The organism is Actinosynnema sp. ALI-1.44 (assembly GCF_001984155.1).
Lineage (GTDB): Bacteria > Actinomycetota > Actinomycetes > Mycobacteriales > Pseudonocardiaceae > Kibdelosporangium.
Map to the genome: position 1 here is coordinate 39165 of NZ_MTQO01000033.1, position 20575 is coordinate 59739.

Consider the following 20575-nt stretch of genomic DNA (forward strand, 5'->3'; position numbering starts at 1 on the left):
AGCCGTGTGCCGCATGGCCAGGGACCGAGAACGACATGGTCACCGACGTGCAGGCCATCTACGACAGCAACAGCAACAGCGGTGACGCGCCGAGTCGAGGCGTCGTCACCAAAACGCTCCGGTGGATCGGTGCTGCCCAGTACCAGGCCGTGGCGGCGACCGAAGTCGACCTCTACGGCCGGACCACGAAATCCACCGACGTGGACGGCGGCACGACCACGATCAAATACACCCCCGACACCGGCAATCCGCACACAGTGACCACGACCAACCGGAAAGGCTGGGTTACCAGGAGCGTGCTGGACACCGCCCGGGGTGCCGCGCTCACCGAGTTCGGGATCCACGGTGAACGGGCGGACCTGGAGTACGACGCACTCGGCAGGCTTCTGAAGGTCTGGGTGCCTGGCCGATCAAAGGAAGGCAGGCAGACGGCGACCACCGAGTACTCCTACGAGTACCGGCGAGACGCGCCATCCATTGTCACTACGAAGTCGTTGAAGGAAAACGAAACCTACACGACGTCCTACAGCTTGCTGGATGGCATGCTCAGGCCGCGTCAGTCACAGACACCGACCCGAGACGGCGGGCGAATTCTGACGGACGCGTTCTACGACAGCCGCGGCAACGCACACGTGACGAACTCCGCGTACTACAACACGGAGGCACCGTCCACCACGCTGTTCGGGGCATTCGACAACGCGGTACCCAACCAGACCGTGATCGAGTTCGACGACCTGGGCAGGCCGCTGGAGTCGATCTTCCGCAAGATGAACGTCGAACAGTGGCGGACCAAGACCCGCTACAGCGGCGACATCACGTTCACCACGCCGCCGCAGGGTGACACCGCGACCGCGGTGATCAAAAACGCCCTCGGAGTGATCGTCGAGCGCCGTGACTACAAGGAACGCAGTGCCGACGGCACCTATGGCGCGAACGCCGCGTTCGACGCCACGAAATACGCGTACGACGTCAAGGGCAAGCTGAGCACAGTCACCGACGTGCAGGGCAACAAGTGGGAATACAAGTACGACAAGTTGGGCAGACCGTCGTGGAAGTCCGACCCGGACACCGGCGCGACCACCTTCGAGTACGACGATCTGGACCAACTGGTGTCCACGACGGACGCACGCGGTCGCAACATCGTCCACGAATACGACGACCTCGGCCGCAAGAAGGCGATGTCCGAGGAAATCCAGGGTGGCGCCCGGACCAAGCTCGCCGAGTGGGTCTTCGACACGAAGCGCGCGGAACTGCCCACCTCGGCGACGCGGTACGTCAACGGCAACGCCTTCACCCAGCAGGTCGACGAGTACGACGAGCTGAACCGGCCGACGTTCACCTCGACGGTGATCCCGCCTAGCGAAGGCAAGCTGGCGGGCACGTACACGTATCGAGCGCAGTACTCGGCCGTCGCCGGCCTGGTGCTCGCTGAGGACATGCCCGCGGCAGGCGGCCTGCCCACCGAGACCATCCGCCACAACTACAACGAGTTCGACCAGCCCGACGAGACGTTCGGTCTCGACCGCTACGCCTCGGAACACCAATATTCGCCCTACGGCGAGACGCCGATCGAGCAGGTCACGCTCGGTGATATCGTGCTGGCGACCGATCCACAGACCGGCCGCACCGAAGCCCGCGCCGTGACGGCGACATGGGTGCATGACAACGAGTTCACCCGTACCGAACTGACCATCGACACGGACGGCTCCGCAGGATCGGCCACGGCGACGATCGAAGCCACCGACTGGCATCCGTTCTGGGTGGCTGATCTTGACGCATGGGTGGTGGCGGCTGAGGTCAAGGCTGGTTCGTGGCTGCGGACCTCGTCGGGTACGTGGGTTCAGGTCACCGCGGTCCGCAAGTACACCAACCACACTCTCGCCCATGACCTCACCGTCGATGGCATCCACTCGTATCATGTTCTTGCCGCAGCCACGCCTCTCCTCGTCCACAACTGCGGCCAGACTGGCAAGGAGGTGGCAGAAGACTTCCGGGAGAACGCGAATAATGGGCAAGGTGTTGCGTCAAGGAGGAACATTGCGGTGGCTCAGCACGATATCGACGGTCAGACCGGTCAACTTATCGGGGTTAGTGGGACATATTCACACCCGGGGTCGGTTTCGATGCCCGCAACTCCTCGTCAGTTCAATACGTCAGCCCGCCCTCACGACTCGGAAGTAAAAATCTTTGAGACCTACGCCGCAACTCTCTCGCCTAATTCAAAAGGAACTATCAACCTTTACTCTGAGCGTGAGGTGTGTGATAGTTGTTCAAAACTTATTGATCAGTTCAAGCAAACTTTTCCTAACGTGACGGTGAATGTGACATGGGGATAGGGAACGGCCAAGTTGGTGCGCTGGCGAGTGTTTTGCGGTCCCAGTTTGGTACCGAGACCGTCGTTGGCCTCCTGGAGTCCGAAATTCGGGATGTCGAACGAGATCAAGAAACCCCTCTTCCTGCTGAATATGTGGATTTCCTTACCTACATGGGTAGGAGGGCTGGGAAGTTCTTCGTCGGGACGGATATCTTTTATCCTGGCATATTGGGTGCCAAGCGAGATGCTTTTGAACTTTTTGATGAGTTCAGGGTCGAGCGGTTGATTAACGATAGCTCGCTTGTCTTTGCGATTCACCAAGGTTATCAGATATACTGGATGGCTGACACGCTGAAAATAGACCCTCCGGTTTTTATGTATGAAGAAGGAGGAGGGCGGGTGGTCAAGAAATGGGATTCTTTTTCGAGGTTCTTATGGGAAGAATATACCCGTATTATGAACTGATCGACGGTAAGCGTTATTCTGGCGACCTGATCATCTCAAAATAGGGCAACGACCCCAGTTGAGTAGGATTGTCTTCCTGTCACAGAAGACAAATTGCAGGCGTGGTCGCTACGTTATCAGTCTACTACAGGGCTTGCTGCTGACCAGATCGAGGAGTTCGTCGCACGGATCTGACAGATCGTTCAGTATCCTGAGAAACAAGCGTGGCCTCCGACCGTGGGTCTGTATCGCGCTGTCGTGATCACTTTGGTGTACGTCCGACGGAACCTAAACCAGGCGGCCGTGGGGACCTGTTTGGAATCAGTCAGTCGACTGTATCGCGGGCCTATCGAGGTATTCTTCCATTGATCGGATAGGCCCCTGTGCGTGCGCTTCCGGACCTCAAGGAAGCTATCCGTGGCCAACTCGTCCTGGTCGACGGAACCGATATCCCGGCTGGAACCGTGCTGGTCACGAGGTCAACTTCTCGGGCAAGCGGCACCGCTCCGGCCTGACCATCCAGGTCGCCGCCGATACCGAGGGAGGCCTGCTGGGGATATCCACTCCAGTGCATGGCTCGATGGATGACGGGAAAGCGTTCGTCGAGTGCGGCTGGGGAAGATCTGCTGGTCGAGGCCTCGGTCATCGGTGCCCGCCTATCATGGAAATCATGCGACTACGCCTCGCAAGAAGCCAAAGGTGGCGAGCTTTCGGTTGGCGGCAAGGCAACAACAAATTCATCTCCTTACCTGTACCGCTCGAAAAGTCATCGCTGCAGGTCAAGCGGTGTATCGGTATTCGTTGATGAGTCCACTGAGGACGCGGGTGCGTATCAGCGTGCGGGCGTTGGTTTCGTCCGCACGGTTGGGCTGGTGGTGACGTTCGGGTGGTCGCTGTTCTCGGGCTTGGTGGGGCCCGGTGCTGGTTGTAGTGCCGCTGGTACTCGGCGAGAACCTCTCGAGCGTGTGCCTCGTTGAGGATCAGAACGTGGTCACACACTTCACTGCGGAGGGTTCTGATGACCCGTTCGCAGTGCGCGTTCATCCGTGGCGCCTGGGGTGCGCTGGTCAGGATGTCCATGTCTTCGGCTTGGAAGACGGCATCGAAGCTGGCCGAGTACTTCGTGTCGCGGTCGCGGAGCACAAACCGGAGTTTGCCTAGCCTTCCATCGATATCGGTGGTGAGGTTGCGGGGGAAGCGCCAGCCTTCGATCGAGACCGGGCTCGGCCCGGTGACCAACCACTCGAACGCCGTGCGCGCGGAATCCAGCGGCAGAGAATCACGCTCGAATGGCGTGCGGTGGCCGGACTCGGACATCGGATCGCCGCATCGACTGTGTGGGAGATCTTGAACTCGGCCGGCATCGATCCCGCTCCACGCCGAACTGGCCCCACCTGGAAACAGTTCCTGGCCAACCAGGCTCACGGCATCATCGCCGCGGACTTCTTCCACATCGACACCGCACTCGGCACACGCCTCTACGCCTTGGTCTTCCTCGAACACAGCACACGACGACTACATATCGCCGGCGTCACCGCCCACCCCACCCAGGAGTGGACCACACAACAAGCCCACTTCGTCCTCGCCCGCGCTGTCGCCGACGGCGCGATCACCGGCGACGAGGCCGAACTGATCGGCTCCACCCGCCTCGAGGACTACACGCTCACGCCTGACAATTCGGTGGGTTGCGTCGTCGGACTACTGAAACCACAGGGACCATCGCCGGCCGAACTGGTCGCAGTCAGGGTTCTTGAACGGCGAAAGGGAGAACGCGATGACGTCGATCGATACCGGCATCAGGGAATTCTTGGAGAGCCGAGTCGAAGCCGCGAAGGCGAAGGACATCGATCGGCTCATGTCCCACTATTCGCCCGGCATCGTCTATTACGATGTCGTCCCACCTCTCCGGTTCGCGGGAACCGATGAGGTCCGTGGCAACTTCGTGCGGTGGTTCGACGGCTATGACGGACCCATCAGCCTGCAGACGCACGACCTTGACGTTGCGGTGAGTGGCGACGTCGCGTTCGCGCACATGCTTCACCTGGATTCCGGGAAGCGCACGAACGGGTTGGAAACCTCGATCTGGGTGCGCTCGACCGTTGGTTGCCGGCGGTCGAACGGCGCGTGGCTGATCACGCACGAACACATCTCGCTTCCGATCGACATGGAAACCCTGCGGGCCTGGTTCCCGCCGGAGGTGTGAGCCGACCAGCCCTTCAGCAGCACCGGGTCAGGGCCGCTGACGAAGGCGGCCCTGACCCGTCTCGGCCGGGCAACGCGGTCGCGCGGGCGGGCCGCCAGTCCGGCGCAGGACCGCCCCAGCTCACGTGTCCCGGTCGATCTCGACGTCGACGACGACGCCGTAGTGGTCACTCGGCCAGATCCCATCGGTGGGCTGGTCGAAGGCGAGGGCGGCAGTACGGATCTCGCAGCGTGCCTTCGGATGGGCGTGCCAGGAACCGGTGAACACGTAGTCGAGTCGGCGGCGGTGCCCTGGCTGGCGCACGACCTGGTCGAGCAGGGCGGCGGCGTGGCCGTTGTCGGCGCTCCAGGTATGGCCCGGCCCATCGCCCGCGACCTCCCAGGCGTCATGGTAGTGAACACTGCGCCCGCAGATCGACTGGCGGCCCGTGAGAAAGCGGATGCTGGACGCGTCCGGGCCGGCGTTGAAGTCGCCCGCGATGATCGTCGGCAGGTCGGTGCGGTGCCTGGCGTCGAGATCGGCAAGCGCGAGGGCCTGCTGCTCGCGAACGGCTTCGGCGTCCAGCCGCCAGGACGCGGTGGCGGAGATGAACAACATCTCGCCCACGTCCGGAAGCGCGACCTTGACTGCCAGCGTGCACCAAGGAACATCGTCGGCTGCCGCCAGGCGCAGATCGAGGACCTCCATGACCTGATGGGGCCAGCGGGTGGCCACCGCGTTGCCGCCATAGCGATCGGCGAACGGCGGCGCGTAGGCCAGCTCGCCGGCCTGATGGGTGCCGTGCAGCCCGGTGCCCTCCAGCAGCTCGTCGAGCTGCCGTCGCCCGTCGCCCTCGACGACCTCCTGTAAGGCGACCAGGTCAGGAGCCAGCCGGCGCAACTCCTGGTTGAGCAGGCCGACGCGCCGGGGGTCGCCCTCGCTGTTCTGAACGTTGATCGTGACGATTCGTACCCGCATACGTTCCCTCCAGCCTGGTCAGGCCTGCCGGATCACGGCGATGTCGAGCTCCAGCCGCACCTTGCCGCCGACCGCGGCGCTGGTCGCGACGTTCCAGTTCACGCCCCAGTCGCTACGGCTGATCGTGACGCCGCCCTGGAAGGTGACGCGGAGGTCGCCCTGCGGGTCGTTCTCGGCGCCGGTCAGCTCGAAGTTCACGGTCACCGGCTTGGTCACGCCGCGAATGGTCAGGTCACCGGTGACCTTGAAGGTGGTCTCGCCGACCTGGTCCACCGCGATCGAGGTGAACGTGATGGCCGGGTGGTCGCCGGCGCTCAGGAACTTGCTGCTCAGTTGCTCGTCGCGCTGCTCGTTGCGGGTCTGGATGCTCTTCGCCTGGATCGTGAGCCGTGCGCCGGACTTCGACGGGTCGCCGCCGTCCAGGTGCGCACGGCCTTCGAACACGTCGAACCGGCCGCGCACCCTGGTGCCCATCGTGTGCCGGGCGACGAACCCGATCCGCGTACGGGCGGTGTCGAGAACATAGTCGCCGGTCAGCTCGCTCAGCGTGGTCATGATGGTCATGCTTGGTCGCTCCTAGCCGGGACGGTGTTTGGTTCAGTGGTACGACGAGACACCCTCGCCAAACGTGAGGCCGGCACGTCGCCTGACATTTCGGCGGGGCGTCTCGTCGTACCACTGAGAGCAGACGCACCAGAGGAAAGCGGGACACCATGATCACCCCAGCTGAGCCGGCCGACGGCCGGCTCGATCCGAGCCTGAGCACGATCATGGGTGAGCGACGGCAGCTGATCAACCTTGCCTATCGCCTGCTCGGCTCACTGGCCGACGCCGAGGATGTAGTGCAAGAGACCTACGCTCGCTGGTACGCCCTGTCCCGGCATGAGCAGGAGGCCATCGAGTCCCCCGGCGGCTGGCTGACGACGGTCGCCAGCCGAATCTGCCTCGACCTGCTCGGGTCGGCACGGGCCCGGCGGGAGCGCTACGTGGGCGAATGGATCCCGGAGCCGGTGCCCGACCGTGCGGAGTGGGCCTCCGCGCGACCGGACGGCGACCCGGCCGACCGGGTCACCCTCGACGAGTCGATCAACATGGCCTTCCTCGTCGTACTCGATACGATGACCCCGGCCGAGCGCGTCGCGTTCATCCTGCACGATGTCTTTCGCTACTCCTTCGCCGAAGTATCCGAGATCGTCGGCCGTACGCCCGCCGCGTGCCGCCAGCTCGCCTCCTCGGCCCGGCGCCGCATCCGCGCGTCGCAGGCTCACACGGCTCCGGCAGCGCAGCTCGGCGGCATCGTCCGGGATTTCAGGCTGGCCTGGGAAGCCAAGAACATCGACGTCCTCATCGGCCTCCTCGACCCCGATGCCCTCGCGGTCGGCGACGGCGGCGGCCTCATCAGCGCCGCGCTCCATCCAGTCGAAGGCGGCGAACGGATCGCGCGTTACCTGATCGATCTCGTCAGCAGCACACCCGCACTGGCGATCCTGGAGCGCACGGTCAACAGCCAGCCCGGCCTGGTGCTCCAGGTGGACGGCGTCACCACGGCGGTACTGGCGTTCGAGGTCACAGCCGGCCGGATCAAGCACATCTGGGGAGTACGCAACCCGGACAAACTCCGGCTTTGGACCGCGGGCTGACGCGCGCAGATCGCCCTGGAGACCAAGGACAAAAAGGAAACAAACCCATGATTCTGGTAACCGGTGGCACCGGAAACGTCGGCGCCAACGTGGTCAGCCAACTGCTCGACGCGGGGGAGAAGGTCAGCTGGGCTATCTATGTGGCGGACTGGTTATGCCACCCAACCGGCATCCCCTCAGGAAGGTGGACCACTGGCAGCACGTCATCGATCGGCCTGCGTGCGGTTCGGTGGATGATGCGCTCAGACCAGACGTTCCAGGCGATGCAACCGAAACATTGGGACTGAAGACGAGACTATTGATGCTGGTAGAGGTCACATAGACGCTGGAATCTGGGATTCCTAAACCGTGTGTCGCAGGTTCGATTCCTGCCGGGGCACACAGAACATGGGCGACATCTATAACCGGTCGCCTGGTGCTCGAAGACACCTATCAGGTGTGAGCACCAGCTGTTGTGGTCAGGGGCGGGTCCGCCCTGCCAGCCGGTCCCACTCCAACAGAACCCTCGCCGCACAGGACGGCGGCTCTGGCGCACTTTCGGTGGTGATGCGTGGGTTCCTGTCCGGGGGTGGATGGCGATCTTGCCATGATCGTTTGTGGCTGAGGTGGCGAAGCTGGTTGGGTGTGGTGTTCTCGGGGCTTTCCGCGTTGTCGATTGACGGCGTCGAGGACGCTGGCGATGTGATCGTGGTGAGGGCGTCAACCAGGGGCGATGTGGTGGAGTGTCCTTCCTGTGGGACGCCAACCGGCCGGGTTCACGCCTTCCACGAGCGGGTTCCCGCAGATGTGCCGGTCGACGGACGCCGGGTGCTGGTGCGGTTGCGGATACGTCGGATGCGATGCCCTGTCGCCCAGTGCTCGCGTCAGACCTTCCGGGAGCAGTTCTTGCCGAAGGTCGGCCCGGTCGCGCTGTACGGTCTGCTGTTCACCATCGTGATCCTGTTCGCACTGCAAGGGGAAACCATCACGTCTCGGCCGCTGGACGTCGTCCGGATCGCGTTGCCGCTGCTGGTGTATTTCGCGGTCATGTGGGGCGGAAGTTACCTCCTCGGTAAAGCGTCCGGTCTGTCTTATGAGCGGACCACCACGCTCGCTTTCACTGCGGCGGGCAACAACTTCGAGCTCGCCATCGCAGTGGCCATCGGCGTGTTCGGCGTCGCTTCAGGACAAGCTTTGGCCGGAGTGGTCGGCCCACTCATCGAGGTTCCCGTCCTCGTCGGCCTCGTCTACGTCAGCCTCTGGCTACGCCGCCGATGGGTCACATGGCCCAGGTCATCGTGATCGGTGCCGGACAAGCGGGCCTGGCTGCCGGGTTCTATCTGCGTCGTGGCGTCCGTTCATCCCGGCCATCCGTGGCCGCACGGACTTCGCGGGCCGGCAACTGCACACAGTGCACTACCGTGATCCCCGCGAGTTTCATGGACAACGCGTACTCGTTGTCGGGGAGGAAACTCCGGCGCCCAGATCGCCGCCGACCTCACCACCGTCGCCGACCTGACCTGGGTCACCCGCCGACCGCCGCGCTACCTGCCCGATCACATCGACGGACGCGCCCTGTTCGACATCGCCACTCGCCGCCGCAACGAAGGCGGCGTCGCCAGCCTCGGCGACATCGTCGCCGTCCCACCCGTACGCGCCGCCCGTGACGCCGGACTCCTCACAGCACTACCCATGTTCGACCATCTCGACCACAACGGTCCTGTATGGACCGATGGTGACCAGTCGGTCGACGTCATCATCTGGTGCACCGGTTTCCGGCCTGCGCTGAGTCACCTCGCGCCTCTGCGTCTCCGCGCCCCAGACGGAATCATCCACACCGTGGGAACCCGCGCTATACCCGGCATGCACCTGCTCGGATACGGCGACTGGACCGGCCCCGCGTCCGCCACCCTCATCGGCGTCGGCCCGACCGCCCGCGCTGCGGTCACTGACCTCGCGACCCACCTCATCCCGTCGTGACGCCGATCGACGTGGTCAGCACCGCCGCCAACTCACGCAACGCCTCAGGCAGCGGCCAGTAGTACACCCAGGTGCCGCGCCGCTCGCAGTCCACGAGTCCAGCCTCGCGCAGCACCTTCAGGTGATGCGAGATGGTTGGCTGGGCCAGGTCGAACGCGGAGGTCAGATCGCAGACACAGGTCTCCCGTCCCGCCGAGGTGATCAACGACAGCAGCCGCAGCCGAATCGGGTCACCCAACGCCTTGAACCGCTTCGCCAGGTCGCCTGCCTGTGCCTGGTCCAGCGGCGCGTCCGACAGCGGCGCGCAGCAGCTTGCGCCGCCCTGTCCTTGATTCGACATGTGTCTATATTGACAACCATCTAACCCGGGGGCAAGCTAACCCACTGTATAGACACTCGTCGAAACAAGGACTTCGATGCTGAAACTCTTCCGCCGTCGACGGGCCAGGCCCGTATCCGTCGAGTTCTGCGACTCCTGCGGCGTGGTCTGCACCTCCGGCTGCCGAACCAACGCCCGGATCGCCAAGACCCGCCTGCTCGCTGATCCCATTGCCGCACGAGTCATGCCCGCGGCATGGCGCCACGAAGCCACACGCTGACGTGAAGGAGCACTTCCATGACCACCGACGACCAGACCGCACTACGAGACCAAGTCCAAGACCGCTACGCCAAGGCTGCTCTGACCGTCCTGAAGGACCAGCCCGCGTCCTGTCGTGGCGGATCATCGTGTTGCGGACCCAACACTGACCAGCGCGTCAGCGCCCTCGGCTACACCGACACCGAACGCGGCGAACTGCCCGCGGACGCCCTCGCCGCCAGCCTCGGCTGCGGCAACCCCACCGCCGTCGCCGAACTCCGCACCGGCGAAACCGTCCTCGACCTCGGCTCCGGCGGCGGAATCGACGTCCTGCTCTCCGCCCGCCGCGTCGGCCCCACCGGCAAGGCCTACGGCCTGGACATGACCCCAGAGATGCTCGAGCTCGCCCGCCGCAACGCCACCGAATCAGGCGCCACCAACGTCGAGTTCCTGCACGGGCACATCGAGAACATCCCGCTGCCGGACAACACCGTCGACGTGGTCATCTCCAACTGCGTGATCAACCTCTCCGTCGACAAACCCGCCGTGTTCGCGTCCATCCACCGCGTCCTCAAACCCGGCGGACGTATCGGCCTCTCCGACGTTGTCGCCGACGACCACCTCACCACTGCCGAACGCGCCGAACGCGGCGAATGGGTCGGCTGCATCGCAGGCGCCCTGTCCACATCGGAGTACCGGGAACAGCTGAGCGCCGCCGGATTCACCAACATCGACATCACCCACATCAACGAGGCCGCCCAGGACATGCACTCCGCCGTCATCCGCGCGGTCAAACCAGCTTGATGTTCATCACGGATCGGCCTGCCGGTGGGGGTTGGCAGGCCGATCACTACGGAAATGCCGCGCTTTCGACAGGGGTGGGACATACAGTTGTCTGGTGGGGGTGGACAGTCGCGAGCAAGACCACGAGCAGGCGGATCTACGCACGCTGCGCGAGGTATTGGCGATGGTCGACCCGTGGTTGCGTCGTTCCGGTCCCGATGACTGCAAGGTCAACGGCGGAAGTCCACTCGCGGGTGACGATGCGAAAACCGATCCGTTTCAGGTGTCGCACGCCGTCATCTCGTCGATCAGTGTGGCTGTTGATCACGCCCATGCGTTGCGGCGATTGACGGCAGGGTGCGAAACGTGTGCGCCCGACGAGATGACGTTCCTGCTGAACAGCTACTACAGCCTGCTGCGTGGCGGCTTGGAGAACGCGGCGCGGGCGATCTGGTTGCTGGAGTCGAACACTCGGCCGGAACGGGTCACTCGCCGGTTGCAGTTGCAAGCTGACAACATCGCGAACTCTGACACCGCCAGTAGGTTGTTCGGCACTTCCATGCCACGACCGAAAACCGTGCGCGAGCAACGCCTGAAGGAGATCGCACTTCGAGCCGGAGTCGATCCTGCTGCAGCTCTCAAACGCCCCACCAACAAGGCCGTCGTGGAGGCGGCCGGCCGGTTCGTCGGCGGCCCAGCGGGCGTCGATCACGTTCACGGACTCTGGCGAATCTGCAGCGGTGCAGCCCACGGCGATACATGGGCGGGCCTCAGCCTGAATGAACGCGAGATCATCGAGCAGGAAGATGGCGTCGTCCTAGCGAAGCTCACCGCAGGTATCCACGTCTTGGCGGTGTTGACAAAGGAGACCTTCACGCTGATCGATGCGGCGCATCGTCTGTTCGATCTTCGAAACCGTCCGCCGCACTGAACCAGACTGTTGCGTACGCGTTCGAGTGGTGTGTCGCCAGCAGGCGATTGCGGACCTTTCGATGGCCCCGTCTGTTTCACTGGAACGCTCCAGCTGACGCATTGATCTGGTTACGTCAACCTTTCGGTGACGGTGGTGTGGCCAAGTGTCGTGCTGGGACTAGCGTTTGTCGAGTGTCAGCATTGGACTCGCCGTCGTGGGCCACGTTGCGTTCGTGGGTCGGCGCTGGCCCGAAGCATCCGCTGCGAGAGCTCGTGGACGAAGCTGAACACGGAGTTGACAGCGCGATTGCCGCCTGTGACCTGTGGGACGAGCTGCTTCGTCGCATTCAGGAAGTGCGGCCAACAAAGGTGGGTAGGAAAACGGCGGGAGTTCCGCGGCCAAACCTCGTTTAACGAGACGTTTGCCGAGCGAAGCGAACTGCTGCTCGCGAAGACGCTTGCCGACGCCGACGTCGCCTTCGAGTTCGGCAAGCCCGGTCAGCCCCAGCCCGATCTGGTTCTGCGCGAATGGAACTTGGGCATCGAAGTGGGATCCCGCGTTGTGGACGGTGTTAAGCAATTTCTGAAGGGGGTGGATGTCGACTACGAGGTAGTGATGACCTCGGGTTCCAGTCGCCAAGCCAGGCGTGGCGGCCGACCTCGGCGAGTTCGCTCCGGCCGTTGCCAGTCCGGCATCCAGAGGTACATCTGCCGCTTCCAGGCGCGGCCATGAGCTGCTCCGCTGGGCTGGGTGGCGTGGGCCTGTTCGTGGACGAGCACATACTCGATCAACCGGAGCGGCAAGCCGAACACGCCCAGTGCAGCGTCGTCGTGTGCTTCGGCGGTCCCTCGTAGATGCCCCAGCGGCGCCGTGAACGTGAAACCCGGCACCAGCAATACGATCAGCACCCCGATTCCGCCGCTCGACCCGGTGGCATGGCCCCGATCGACGGCGGTCGACCGTGCCTACCGGCAACGTGCCGCATAGCCAGTGATGGCGGGCAGTGCCCTCCTGGTGCGCTGAGGGCGGTGAAGTCCTGGCTGGGGAATGCCTTGCCAGTGAGGCACAGCGCCAGCATCAGGGCAGCGGTCGACACCTACCGAGGATCGAGGTGTATCGCTTTTCTGGAAGGTCTTCTCGGGGGAGTGGCAGCCAGGTAGGTGACTCGGAGAATGTCCGTGGTGGGTTCGCGGTCGACGAGAACGTTGACGCCGTAGACCGACTCGATCAGGTCTGGGGTCAGCACGGCCTCCGGAATGCCCGCGGCGACCACCATTCCGTGATCCAGTATGACGACATGGTCGCAGTAGCGGACAGCGAGGTTGAGGTCGTGCAGGGCGATGACACAGGTGATGTCCAGTGACCTCAACAGGTCGAGGAGTTCGAGCTGGTGGCGGATGTCGAGGTGGTTGGTGGGTTCGTCGAGCAGGATCTCGCGCGGCTCCTGCGCCAGTGCGCGGGCGAGCTGGGCCCGCTGCTTTTCCCCACCGGACAGGGTGTTCCAGCTCTGGTCTTGCTTGTCGGCGATGTCGACGCGTTCCAGCGCCGCGTCGACCACCCGCCGGTCGTGCCCGGTCAGCGCGTCGAAGCGACCTCGGAAAGGTGTGCGGCCGAGTTCCACGACCTGACGGACGTTGACGTGGTTGTGGGCTGACACGTCCTGTTCGACGACGGCGAGCCGTCGGGCCAGCATCCGGCGGCTGAGATCGCGCAGGCTGGTGTCGTCGTATCGGACGGTTCCGGCGTCGGGTCGGCGCAGTCCGGCGAGCAGGCGCAGCAGGGTGGACTTACCCGAGCCGTTGGGGCCCAGCAGCCCGACGGTTTTCCCGGCCTGTGCGACCATGTCGATGCTGTCCAGCAACCGGTGGCCTTTGACCGACCAGGAGACGCCGCCGGCGATGATGTGTCCCATTAGGACTCCAAACGCTTCAGAACCAGCGCGAAGGCGGGCGCTCCGAGCAGCGCGGTGATGACGCCCGCGGGTATCTCGTGGGGCGTGAACGCTACGCGCGCGAACGTGTCCACCCAGATGAGGAAGACCGCGCCGATGACTGCGGACAGCGGAAGCAGGGAGCGGTGCATCGGGCTGGTCAGGATGCGGACGGCGTGGGGGACGAGCAGACCGATGAAGCCGATCGCGCCGGAACTGGCTACAGCGGCCGCTGTGATGATCGAGGTCAGCACGATCAGCCAGATGCGGGCCGCGGTGACGTTGATCCCCAACGCGGTGGCGGAGTCCCAGCCAAAGGTGAAAGCGTCGAGAGCGGGCGCGAGGAACTGGATGGCGAGCACCCCGATCAGGACGATCGCCGCGGTGACGGTCACCACCTCCCATCGGGCGCCTGAGAGGGCGCCGAGGAGCCAGTAGGTGAAGCCGCGGGTGGAGTTCGCGGTCCCGCTGATCATGAGGATGACCGAGGTCAGCGCGGCGAAGAACTGGGACACGAGCACGCCGGTGAGCACCACGCGGGAAGGACTGGCGACGCGGCCTCCGCCGAGCAGGGCCAGCAGCACGGCGAAGGAGACCAGGCCACCGGCGAAAGCTCCGGTCGAGAGGGAGATACCTCCGCCGACGCCCAGCAGGAGAACGGCCACCGCGCCGGTCGAGGCACCGGAGGACACCCCCAGCAAATAAGGGTCGGCCAGCGGATTCCTGGTGACCGCTTGCAGCACCGCGCCGCAGACCGCCAAGGCCGCGCCGACCGTGGCGGCCAGCAACACCCGCGGGAAGCGCGACTCCCAGACAAGCGCGTCCAGCAGCTTCGGCAGTGGTGGGGTGGGGGCGATCCCGCCGAGGCCGACATGCCTCAGGATCGTGGAGAGGACATCAAGGGGGCCGATGTTCGCGCTCCCGAACAGCGACGCCACAACGACCGACACCAGCAGCCCGGCCGCGGCCACCGCGAAGAGCGCCGCGGTCGATGCGTACCGCAGGCGCGCTGGAACCGTCTCAACACCGTTGATCGGATCCTCGACGCGCCCGGCAGTCCTCTTCGGATTCATGGACATGGCGGTTCTTCACCGGAACCTGTTCAGGCCTTCGACAAGCGCGGGAACCGCGTGCGCGCTGCAGCAGCTGTGATCGGTGTAGCGGCCGGGGATGGTGATGAACCTGTCGCCCTTGACCGCGTCGAGCTTGCTGGTGAGGGGGTCCTTCTTGAGCAGGGCGATCTTCTCCCGCGCGGTGTCGTTGGGTTCGCCCCTGGTCAGGTCGACCAGGATGATGACGTCGGGGTTGCGGGCGGCGGCCTCGTCCCAGCTCACCTCGGCCCACCTGGTCGACGCGTCGGCGAAGATGTTCTGGACCCCGACCAGATCGGACATGTGTTGTGCCAGACCGCCGGGACCCGCTACCCATGGGACGCCCGCGTAGGTGGAGTAGAACCACATGACCTTCAGCGGGGTGTTCCGGTTCCTGATGGTGCCCAGCGCTTTGTCCACCATGGCCCGCTGTTCGGTCACCAGTTTCTCCCCAGCGGCGGGCACATCGAAGATCTTGGCCAGTTGGCGGTACTCCGTGTACAGCATCTCGAAGTTCGCGCCCGCCACGCTGAGGTGCTCGGTGCAGTCGAACTCGGACACGTAGGTCGGCACGCCCAGCTTGTGCAGCTGCTCCCGGTCGCCGGCCTGCGCCGCGGTGAGAAAGCTCCCAAAGGTGCTGTAGACGAAGTCCGGCTGTGCTTCCAGCAGCTTCTCGGGCTTCACCGGCTGTCCGTGCGCGGATATGACAGGCATCTTCTTGTACTGCTCGGCGATGTCGTCCGGCACCTTGTCGATCTCGTATCCCGTTCCGACGACCCGGTCGCCCACTCCCAGGTGGATGAGGATCTCGGCGGCGGTCTGGCTCAGCGTGACGACCCGCTTCGGCGCCGCCCCGTAGGTCACGTCGGTGCCGCAGTTGTTGATGGTGAACGGATAGGCCGTTGTGCCCGTGCCCGTTGTCGTCCCGGGTGCACCGGGCTCGGGTGACCCGCTCGCGCAACCCGCGAGGACGGCCACCGCCATGGCCGCGGCAATGCCGACAGTGGTTCTCGGTCTCGTCTTCATGAGCGGAACCCTTCGAGTTGCGAGGCGAGTAGTTCGACGTAGGCGCCGTTGCGGGCGAGGAGTTCTTCGTGCGTTCCGGTTTCGGCGACGCGTCCGTCGGACATGACGACGATCCGGTCAGCGGTTCGAACGGTGGAGAGGCGGTGGGCGATGACCAGGGTGGTGCGACCATGCCGGGCCTCCTCCATTGCCCGCGTGACCGCCTGCTCGCTGGCGGCGTCGAGGTTGGACACGGCTTCGTCCATGACGAGGATGGGGGCGTCCTTGAGCAGGGCTCGTGCGATCGCGATCCGTTGCCGCTGCCCGCCGGACATGCGTGCGCCGAGTTCGCCCGCGATGGTGTCGTATCCGTCCGGCAGTGTGGTGATGAACTCATGGGCCTGGGCGGCTCGTGCGGCGGCTTCGATCTCGCCGTCGGTGGCGTCGGCGCGGCCGAGGCGGATGTTGTCACGCAGGCTGGTGTTGAACAGAAAGGTGTCCTGCGGTACCAATGTCATGAGGCTGCGGAGGTCTTGCTGTGGGAAGTCCCGGACGTCGTGCCCGCCCACCGACACCGATCCGGCGGTGACGTCCCAGAATCTCAACAGCAGGTTGGCGCAGGTCGACTTGCCCGCGCCGGAGCGCCCCACCAGCGCGACGGTCTCACCAGGACGGATCTCGAAGCTGACTTCCCGCACGGCGGGTCGCGGGTTGCCGCGGTAGGCGAAGGTGACGGCGTCGAAGCGGACGTGTGCTTCGACAGGGCCGGAGGGTGCCTGGTCGACCAGGTCCGAGACGGGGGCGGGCGCGTCGAGCAGCGTGTTGAGGCGGTCGGCTGATGCCGCGACGATCGACAACTCGCGTGCGACCTCGGTCACCTTCAACACTGGCAGCATCGCCATCGAGGCGAGCACGACAGCGACCGGGAACAGGGAACGGTCGAGGTCGCCCGCGACGACGAGTCGCGCGCCCAGCACGAGCACCGCGAGTATTCCCAGGAGGGCGATGGTGTCCGTGGCGGCGTACTCGATGCCGGCTCGGCGTCCGTGCGCGGACTTCGCTTTGCCCAGCCTGACGCTCTGTGTGCGGAGCAACCTGAGCCGCTGGGCGTGGGCGCCGAAGTTCACCAGTTCGCGCAGACCCTGGAACGTGTCGGTGCTGTCGGCGCTCATCCGGCCGAGTGAGTCACGCAGTTCGTGCCCGTGCAGCTCGGCCCGACGCCGCAACCACGCCGGGACGGAGGCGAGCAGCACCAGTACCGGAACCAGAACGCAGGCCAGCGACCAGTGAAACCAGCCCAGCACGACGGTGGTGGCCACCGGGACTGTCGACGCGACGGCCAGCGGGCTGAGTGTGTGGGCGAAGAACAGCTCGATCTGCTCCACATCGGACACGGCGGCGGAGCCGAGGTCACCCGAACGCCGTTCGAGCAGGTAACCGGGCGAGAGCCGGTCGAAGGCGGCGTACACCTTCGCCCGGGTGTCGGCCAGCGCGCGGAAGGCGGCGACGTGGGCGTAGGTGCTGTCGGCGATGCTCAGGACAACCAACGGCAGGATCAGGCAGCCGAGCACGACAAGCCAACCGGTGAGCTGGTCCAGCGAGGCTCCCGTGGCCGCCCGTGCCACCACGTACACGCCGATCCCGGACGAGGCGAGCAGCAACAGTTGGTGCAGTACACCGGCCAGGTAGGCCACCGTGATGAGCCGGCGGTGCTCGCCCAACAGGGGCATCAGGCTCCTCAACCTGGTGACCAGCGACCGGCCCGGCATCGACGCGCCGCCCTGACCGTGTCCGTTTCCGTGTCCGTGGATGGTTGAGGTCATACCGGCACTCCAGTCTGGGTCGCGACCAGTTCGGCGTAGAGACCGTTGTGTGCCAACAGATCTGCGTGGCTGCCGGACTCGACCACCCGGCCGGAGTCCATCACCACGATCCGGTCGGCGTCGCGCACCGTGGACAGCCGGTGCGCGATGACGACCGTTGTCCGGCCGCGAGTCAGTTCGCTGAGTGCCTGGGTGATCTCCGCCTCGTTGGCGGCGTCGATGCTCGAAGTCGGCTCGTCGAGGACCAGTACGGGGGCGTCTTTGAGCAGGGCACGGGCGATCGCGATGCGTTGGCGCTGCCCGCCGGACAGTTTCAGACCGCGTTCGCCGACGACCGTCTCCAGGCCTTGGGGCAGGCTGGAAACGAAATCGGTTGCTTGTGCCGCGCTCATCGCACGACAGATCTCCTCGTCGGTGGCGTCCGGCTTGGCGAGCAGCAGGTTCTCTCGAACCGTGCCGTGGAACAGGTAGGTGTCCTGTGCCACGACGCCGACCAGTGATCGCAGACCGACCAGCGGAAATTCGGCTATCTCACGGCCGTCGACACGGACGCGGCCCGCATCGGGGTTGAAGTACCGCATCAGCAGCCCGAGCACGGTGCTCTTGCCCGCTCCGGAACGGCCCACGACGGCCACCCGCTCACCCGGCGCGACCACCAGGCTGAACCCGTCCAGTGCCGGCGCACGCCGAGTCGGGTAGCAGAACCGGATATCGCGGAACTCCAGGCCAGGAGGGTCGCACCGCAATGCCGGCGTCCTGGTCGCCGTGTCCTTCACGTGTGGTCGCAGGCGCAGGATGTCGGCGACCGCGCGTCCGGCCGGGATGGCGTGGTACGCCGCGTGGTAGGCCGCCTCCAGTTCATGCATGGGCCGGAAGGTCTCGCGGGTCAGCATCAGAATCGTGAACAGACCGGCGACGCTCACCGAGCCGGTGACCGCGTGCCAGGCACCCAAGCCCACCGCGGCTGTCGTTCCGATCGGCACCATCAGCGCGCCGACACTCGATGTGGCGCACCACGCCACCATCAGGCGGATGGAGTCCCGGCAGAACGCCTCACCGCCCTCGGCCATCTCCCGGCCGCGCCTGCCACTGGCGTTGAACGCCTTGAGTGTCGCCATTCCCTGCACGGCGTCCAGGTGCTCGGAGTACATGCCGCGGTAGGACACCATCCAGCGGTCAGCACGTCGCCTGATCGCCCGTTCTCCGACCAGTTTGGACAGCGGCGCCAGCAGGGCACACGCGAGTACGACCAGGCCCACCGCCGGGTCGACCGCTGTCACGTACACCGAAGCGAAGCAGGAACCCAGCCCGGACGCCACCACAGTCGGCACGAACCGACCCACCAGCGGGTCGAGCAGTTCGACGGAGTCCACCAGTGTCGACTGCAGATCGCCGGTGCGCATCCGCTGCGCCTGCCCAGGCCCGATCTCCATCAGCTTCGACGTCAGCGCTTCACGCACCGTCTCCTTCACCCGTGCCGACACCCGCGGCGCCCACGAGTCCCGCACGACGAACAGCACGATCCGACTGACCTGCAACACACCGATCACGGCCAAGGACACCAGCAGACCACCGACATCAACCGACGAGAACGCCTTGAACAGCAGATTCGCGATCAGCAGACCCTGACCGACATACGTCGCCGTCACCAGCAACATCAGCCCGACAAGACCGGCTATCCCCGTCCAAGCCCGTGGACACAAGCCCAGAAACAACCTGATCGCCGACCACACAACCAAACCTCCCCGATTCTGTTGATCTTTGTGACGCGGTGGGCGGGAATCCCCGGATGCCTGACTTGCCCACCTCTGGGTGTCAGGAAGTGGTGTCGGATACTTGATCCAGCCACCTCGTTGCCACCGTGACGAGTTCACGCGGTCGCTCGATGTGGAGGTAGTGGCCTGATCCTTCCCATTCCACGGCATGTGAGAGCGGGTGCTGTGAATGGTTCGCTTCCCATTTGCCCTGTTCGGCCAGGCTGTGGAACGACAGTGCAGGACAAGCTCGACGGCGGAGCAACGCCGTGGTCGCCGCGCCTCTGCCGAACAAACCGTCGACATGGGCCAGGCTGCCGTATGTCGTCCAGAAAACGTCGATGGGAGTTGCTTGCAGTCGTCGGAGATTCCAGCTCGACAGGAAGTCGGGGGTGACGATCGAATGGCCGACCTCGGCGTACATCGCCATGAGCTCGTCGTGGTTACGGGCGGCACCGGAGCTCCAACGTTCATAGAGCGCGTCATAGGCCTCAGCGAGCCATGGCGGCGCACCGTAGGCGGGATCGACGGTGATGGCTGCCGAGACCGCTGATGGATTGGCGACGGCCGCTTTCGTAGCGATAGTCCCCCCGGCGGAATGGCCGACGACCACGAATTGTTCGCAGTCGCGATGACGCATCAGTCGCACGACGTCGTCCGCCTGACGGTCGAGCGAGTAGTCGTTCGCCGTGCTCGAGTGGCCATGGCCGCGTAAATCGTAGGCGACGACTCGGTACTTCTGCCGAAGATGGGGGATCACCCAGTTCCAGTCGTGTGAATCCGCCCCTAGCCCGTGTATCAGGACGAGGCTCGGTGAGCCATCTCCTTCGTCGGTGTAGAACAGACGGACGTCGTCGAATTCCGCAAAAGGCATCTGCACCCTTTCTTGTGTATGACTCCTACCGGGCGAACCGCTGCCCATGGGTATGGCGACGTGTCACGGAAGCCGTTGCGTGCTGCGACACAGCTCGGCGCACTCCGCTGCCACCGCGTGGAGTGACTGACCGTCAGTCACAGTAATGAACATGATTACCGTTGGCAAGTGACTGACGGGAACGGCCCCGATGAGCCTGATCAGCCGCCCAGCGACGGTGCGAGGAAGAAGGGCGTCAGCGGGCACAACACGAAGCACGGCCACTGCGGCCTACCTCTATGAGCAGGCCATCCACCACGAGGTGATAG

22 protein-coding genes and 2 pseudogenes are annotated in these 20575 nt (G+C 64.8%); 13 read left to right on the plus strand and 11 right to left on the minus strand.

Features of this window, described 5'->3' with window-relative positions:
- The first annotated feature begins 35 nt into the window (after positions 1-35).
- Together ALI144C_RS06945 and ALI144C_RS06950 are read left to right on the plus strand one after the other, a co-directional pair.
- Positions 36-2336 (plus strand): deaminase domain-containing protein, encoded by a 2301-nt coding sequence (locus ALI144C_RS06945; RefSeq protein ID WP_168211194.1) that lies wholly within the window; start codon positions 36-38, stop codon positions 2334-2336.
- Positions 2327-2779, plus strand: coding sequence for an SMI1/KNR4 family protein (locus ALI144C_RS06950; protein WP_076986182.1), 453 nt, complete (start codon positions 2327-2329; stop codon positions 2777-2779). Before ALI144C_RS06945 ends, ALI144C_RS06950 begins: the two co-directional genes overlap by 10 nt.
- Positions 2780-3400: 621 nt before the next feature.
- Here ALI144C_RS06950 and ALI144C_RS57280 read toward each other — a convergent pair.
- Positions 3401-3778: a hypothetical protein gene (locus ALI144C_RS57280; protein WP_237774029.1), complete on the minus strand. Its 378-nt coding sequence runs from the start codon at positions 3776-3778 to the stop codon at positions 3401-3403.
- Here ALI144C_RS57280 and ALI144C_RS57285 point away from each other — a divergent pair.
- The 3 genes from ALI144C_RS57285 to ALI144C_RS06965 all read left to right on the plus strand — a co-directional run bounded on the left by ALI144C_RS57285 (position 3677) and on the right by ALI144C_RS06965 (position 4961).
- On the plus strand, positions 3677-3919 hold the full coding sequence (locus tag ALI144C_RS57285) for a hypothetical protein (protein ID WP_237774031.1): 243 nt from the start codon (positions 3677-3679) through the stop codon (positions 3917-3919). The two genes, ALI144C_RS57280 and ALI144C_RS57285, sit on opposite strands and share 102 nt — an antisense overlap.
- 138 nt (positions 3920-4057) lie before the next feature.
- Entirely contained in the window at positions 4058-4684 is a 627-nt protein-coding gene (locus ALI144C_RS57290) for a hypothetical protein (protein WP_237774032.1), read from the plus strand.
- The gene (locus ALI144C_RS06965; RefSeq protein WP_237774030.1) at positions 4614-4961 is read left to right on the plus strand and encodes a YybH family protein; all 348 of its coding nucleotides are present in this window, start codon (positions 4614-4616) and stop codon (positions 4959-4961) included. The genes ALI144C_RS57290 and ALI144C_RS06965 overlap by 71 nt, the downstream gene beginning before the upstream one ends.
- A 120-nt stretch (positions 4962-5081) precedes the next feature.
- Here ALI144C_RS06965 and ALI144C_RS06970 read toward each other — a convergent pair whose 3' ends face one another.
- Entirely contained in the window at positions 5082-5918 is an 837-nt protein-coding gene (locus ALI144C_RS06970; RefSeq protein ID WP_076986184.1) for an endonuclease/exonuclease/phosphatase family protein, read from the minus strand.
- An 18-nt stretch (positions 5919-5936) separates the two neighbouring features.
- Positions 5937-6482 carry a YceI family protein gene (locus ALI144C_RS06975; protein WP_076986185.1) on the minus strand — a complete coding sequence of 182 codons (546 nt, stop codon included), beginning with the start codon at positions 6480-6482 and terminating at the stop codon, positions 5937-5939.
- Between the two features lie 149 nt (positions 6483-6631).
- Here ALI144C_RS06975 and sigJ point away from each other — a divergent pair, with 149 nt between their 5' ends.
- The 5 genes and pseudogenes from sigJ to ALI144C_RS56615 all read left to right on the plus strand — a co-directional run bounded on the left by sigJ (position 6632) and on the right by ALI144C_RS56615 (position 9517).
- Positions 6632-7558, plus strand: coding sequence for an RNA polymerase sigma factor SigJ (sigJ, locus tag ALI144C_RS06980; RefSeq protein ID WP_076986186.1), 927 nt, complete (start codon positions 6632-6634; stop codon positions 7556-7558).
- A gap of 47 nt (positions 7559-7605) precedes the next feature.
- Positions 7606-7845 carry an NAD(P)-dependent oxidoreductase gene (locus ALI144C_RS06985; RefSeq protein WP_076986187.1) on the plus strand — a complete coding sequence of 80 codons (240 nt, stop codon included), beginning with the start codon at positions 7606-7608 and terminating at the stop codon, positions 7843-7845.
- Between the two features lie 313 nt (positions 7846-8158).
- Positions 8159-8440: pseudogene (locus ALI144C_RS57295) on the plus strand (transposase family protein); the annotation flags it as partial.
- Positions 8438-8839: pseudogene (locus ALI144C_RS57300) on the plus strand (arsenic resistance protein); the annotation flags it as partial. The pseudogenes ALI144C_RS57295 and ALI144C_RS57300, both read left to right, overlap by 3 nt.
- A gap of 537 nt (positions 8840-9376) precedes the next feature.
- Positions 9377-9517 (plus strand): FAD-dependent pyridine nucleotide-disulfide oxidoreductase, encoded by a 141-nt coding sequence (locus tag ALI144C_RS56615; RefSeq protein WP_202818875.1) that lies wholly within the window; start codon positions 9377-9379, stop codon positions 9515-9517.
- Here ALI144C_RS56615 and ALI144C_RS07005 read toward each other — a convergent pair.
- The gene (locus tag ALI144C_RS07005) at positions 9504-9857 is read right to left on the minus strand and encodes an ArsR/SmtB family transcription factor (protein ID WP_076986189.1); all 354 of its coding nucleotides are present in this window, start codon (positions 9855-9857) and stop codon (positions 9504-9506) included. The two genes, ALI144C_RS56615 and ALI144C_RS07005, sit on opposite strands and share 14 nt — an antisense overlap.
- A gap of 76 nt (positions 9858-9933) precedes the next feature.
- On the opposite strand from ALI144C_RS07005, the gene ALI144C_RS54155 reads away from it, so the two are divergent.
- The 3 genes from ALI144C_RS54155 to ALI144C_RS07015 all read left to right on the plus strand — a co-directional run bounded on the left by ALI144C_RS54155 (position 9934) and on the right by ALI144C_RS07015 (position 11808).
- Positions 9934-10116 (plus strand): hypothetical protein, encoded by a 183-nt coding sequence (locus ALI144C_RS54155; RefSeq protein ID WP_143230470.1) that lies wholly within the window; start codon positions 9934-9936, stop codon positions 10114-10116.
- 17 nt (positions 10117-10133) lie between these two features.
- Positions 10134-10898 (plus strand): arsenite methyltransferase, encoded by a 765-nt coding sequence (gene arsM, locus ALI144C_RS07010; RefSeq protein ID WP_076986190.1) that lies wholly within the window; start codon positions 10134-10136, stop codon positions 10896-10898.
- Between the two features lie 94 nt (positions 10899-10992).
- Complete coding sequence (locus ALI144C_RS07015; RefSeq protein ID WP_143230471.1) at positions 10993-11808, plus strand: hypothetical protein; 816 nt, start codon at positions 10993-10995, stop codon at positions 11806-11808.
- A 584-nt stretch (positions 11809-12392) separates the two neighbouring features.
- Here the strand turns inward: ALI144C_RS07015 and ALI144C_RS54160 are convergent.
- The 7 genes from ALI144C_RS54160 to ALI144C_RS07050 form a co-directional block, all read right to left on the minus strand.
- A complete protein-coding gene (locus ALI144C_RS54160; protein WP_076986192.1) occupies positions 12393-12698 on the minus strand; it encodes a YgjP-like metallopeptidase domain-containing protein in 306 nt (101 codons plus the stop codon).
- A 188-nt stretch (positions 12699-12886) separates the two neighbouring features.
- Positions 12887-13702 carry an ABC transporter ATP-binding protein gene (locus tag ALI144C_RS07025; protein ID WP_076986193.1) on the minus strand — a complete coding sequence of 272 codons (816 nt, stop codon included), beginning with the start codon at positions 13700-13702 and terminating at the stop codon, positions 12887-12889.
- Entirely contained in the window at positions 13702-14799 is a 1098-nt protein-coding gene (locus ALI144C_RS07030; protein WP_083752799.1) for a FecCD family ABC transporter permease, read from the minus strand. The genes ALI144C_RS07025 and ALI144C_RS07030 overlap by 1 nt, the downstream gene beginning before the upstream one ends.
- 9 nt (positions 14800-14808) lie before the next feature.
- A complete protein-coding gene (locus ALI144C_RS07035; RefSeq protein WP_076986194.1) occupies positions 14809-15837 on the minus strand; it encodes an ABC transporter substrate-binding protein in 1029 nt (342 codons plus the stop codon).
- Positions 15834-17639 carry an ABC transporter ATP-binding protein gene (locus ALI144C_RS07040; protein WP_083752801.1) on the minus strand — a complete coding sequence of 602 codons (1806 nt, stop codon included), beginning with the start codon at positions 17637-17639 and terminating at the stop codon, positions 15834-15836. Before ALI144C_RS07040 ends, ALI144C_RS07035 begins: the two co-directional genes overlap by 4 nt.
- Entirely contained in the window at positions 17636-19297 is a 1662-nt protein-coding gene (locus ALI144C_RS07045) for an ABC transporter ATP-binding protein (RefSeq protein WP_168211195.1), read from the minus strand. Before ALI144C_RS07045 ends, ALI144C_RS07040 begins: the two co-directional genes overlap by 4 nt.
- Positions 19298-19454: 157 nt before the next feature.
- Complete coding sequence (locus ALI144C_RS07050; protein ID WP_076986297.1) at positions 19455-20267, minus strand: alpha/beta fold hydrolase; 813 nt, start codon at positions 20265-20267, stop codon at positions 19455-19457.
- Between the last annotated feature and the right edge of the window lie 308 nt (positions 20268-20575).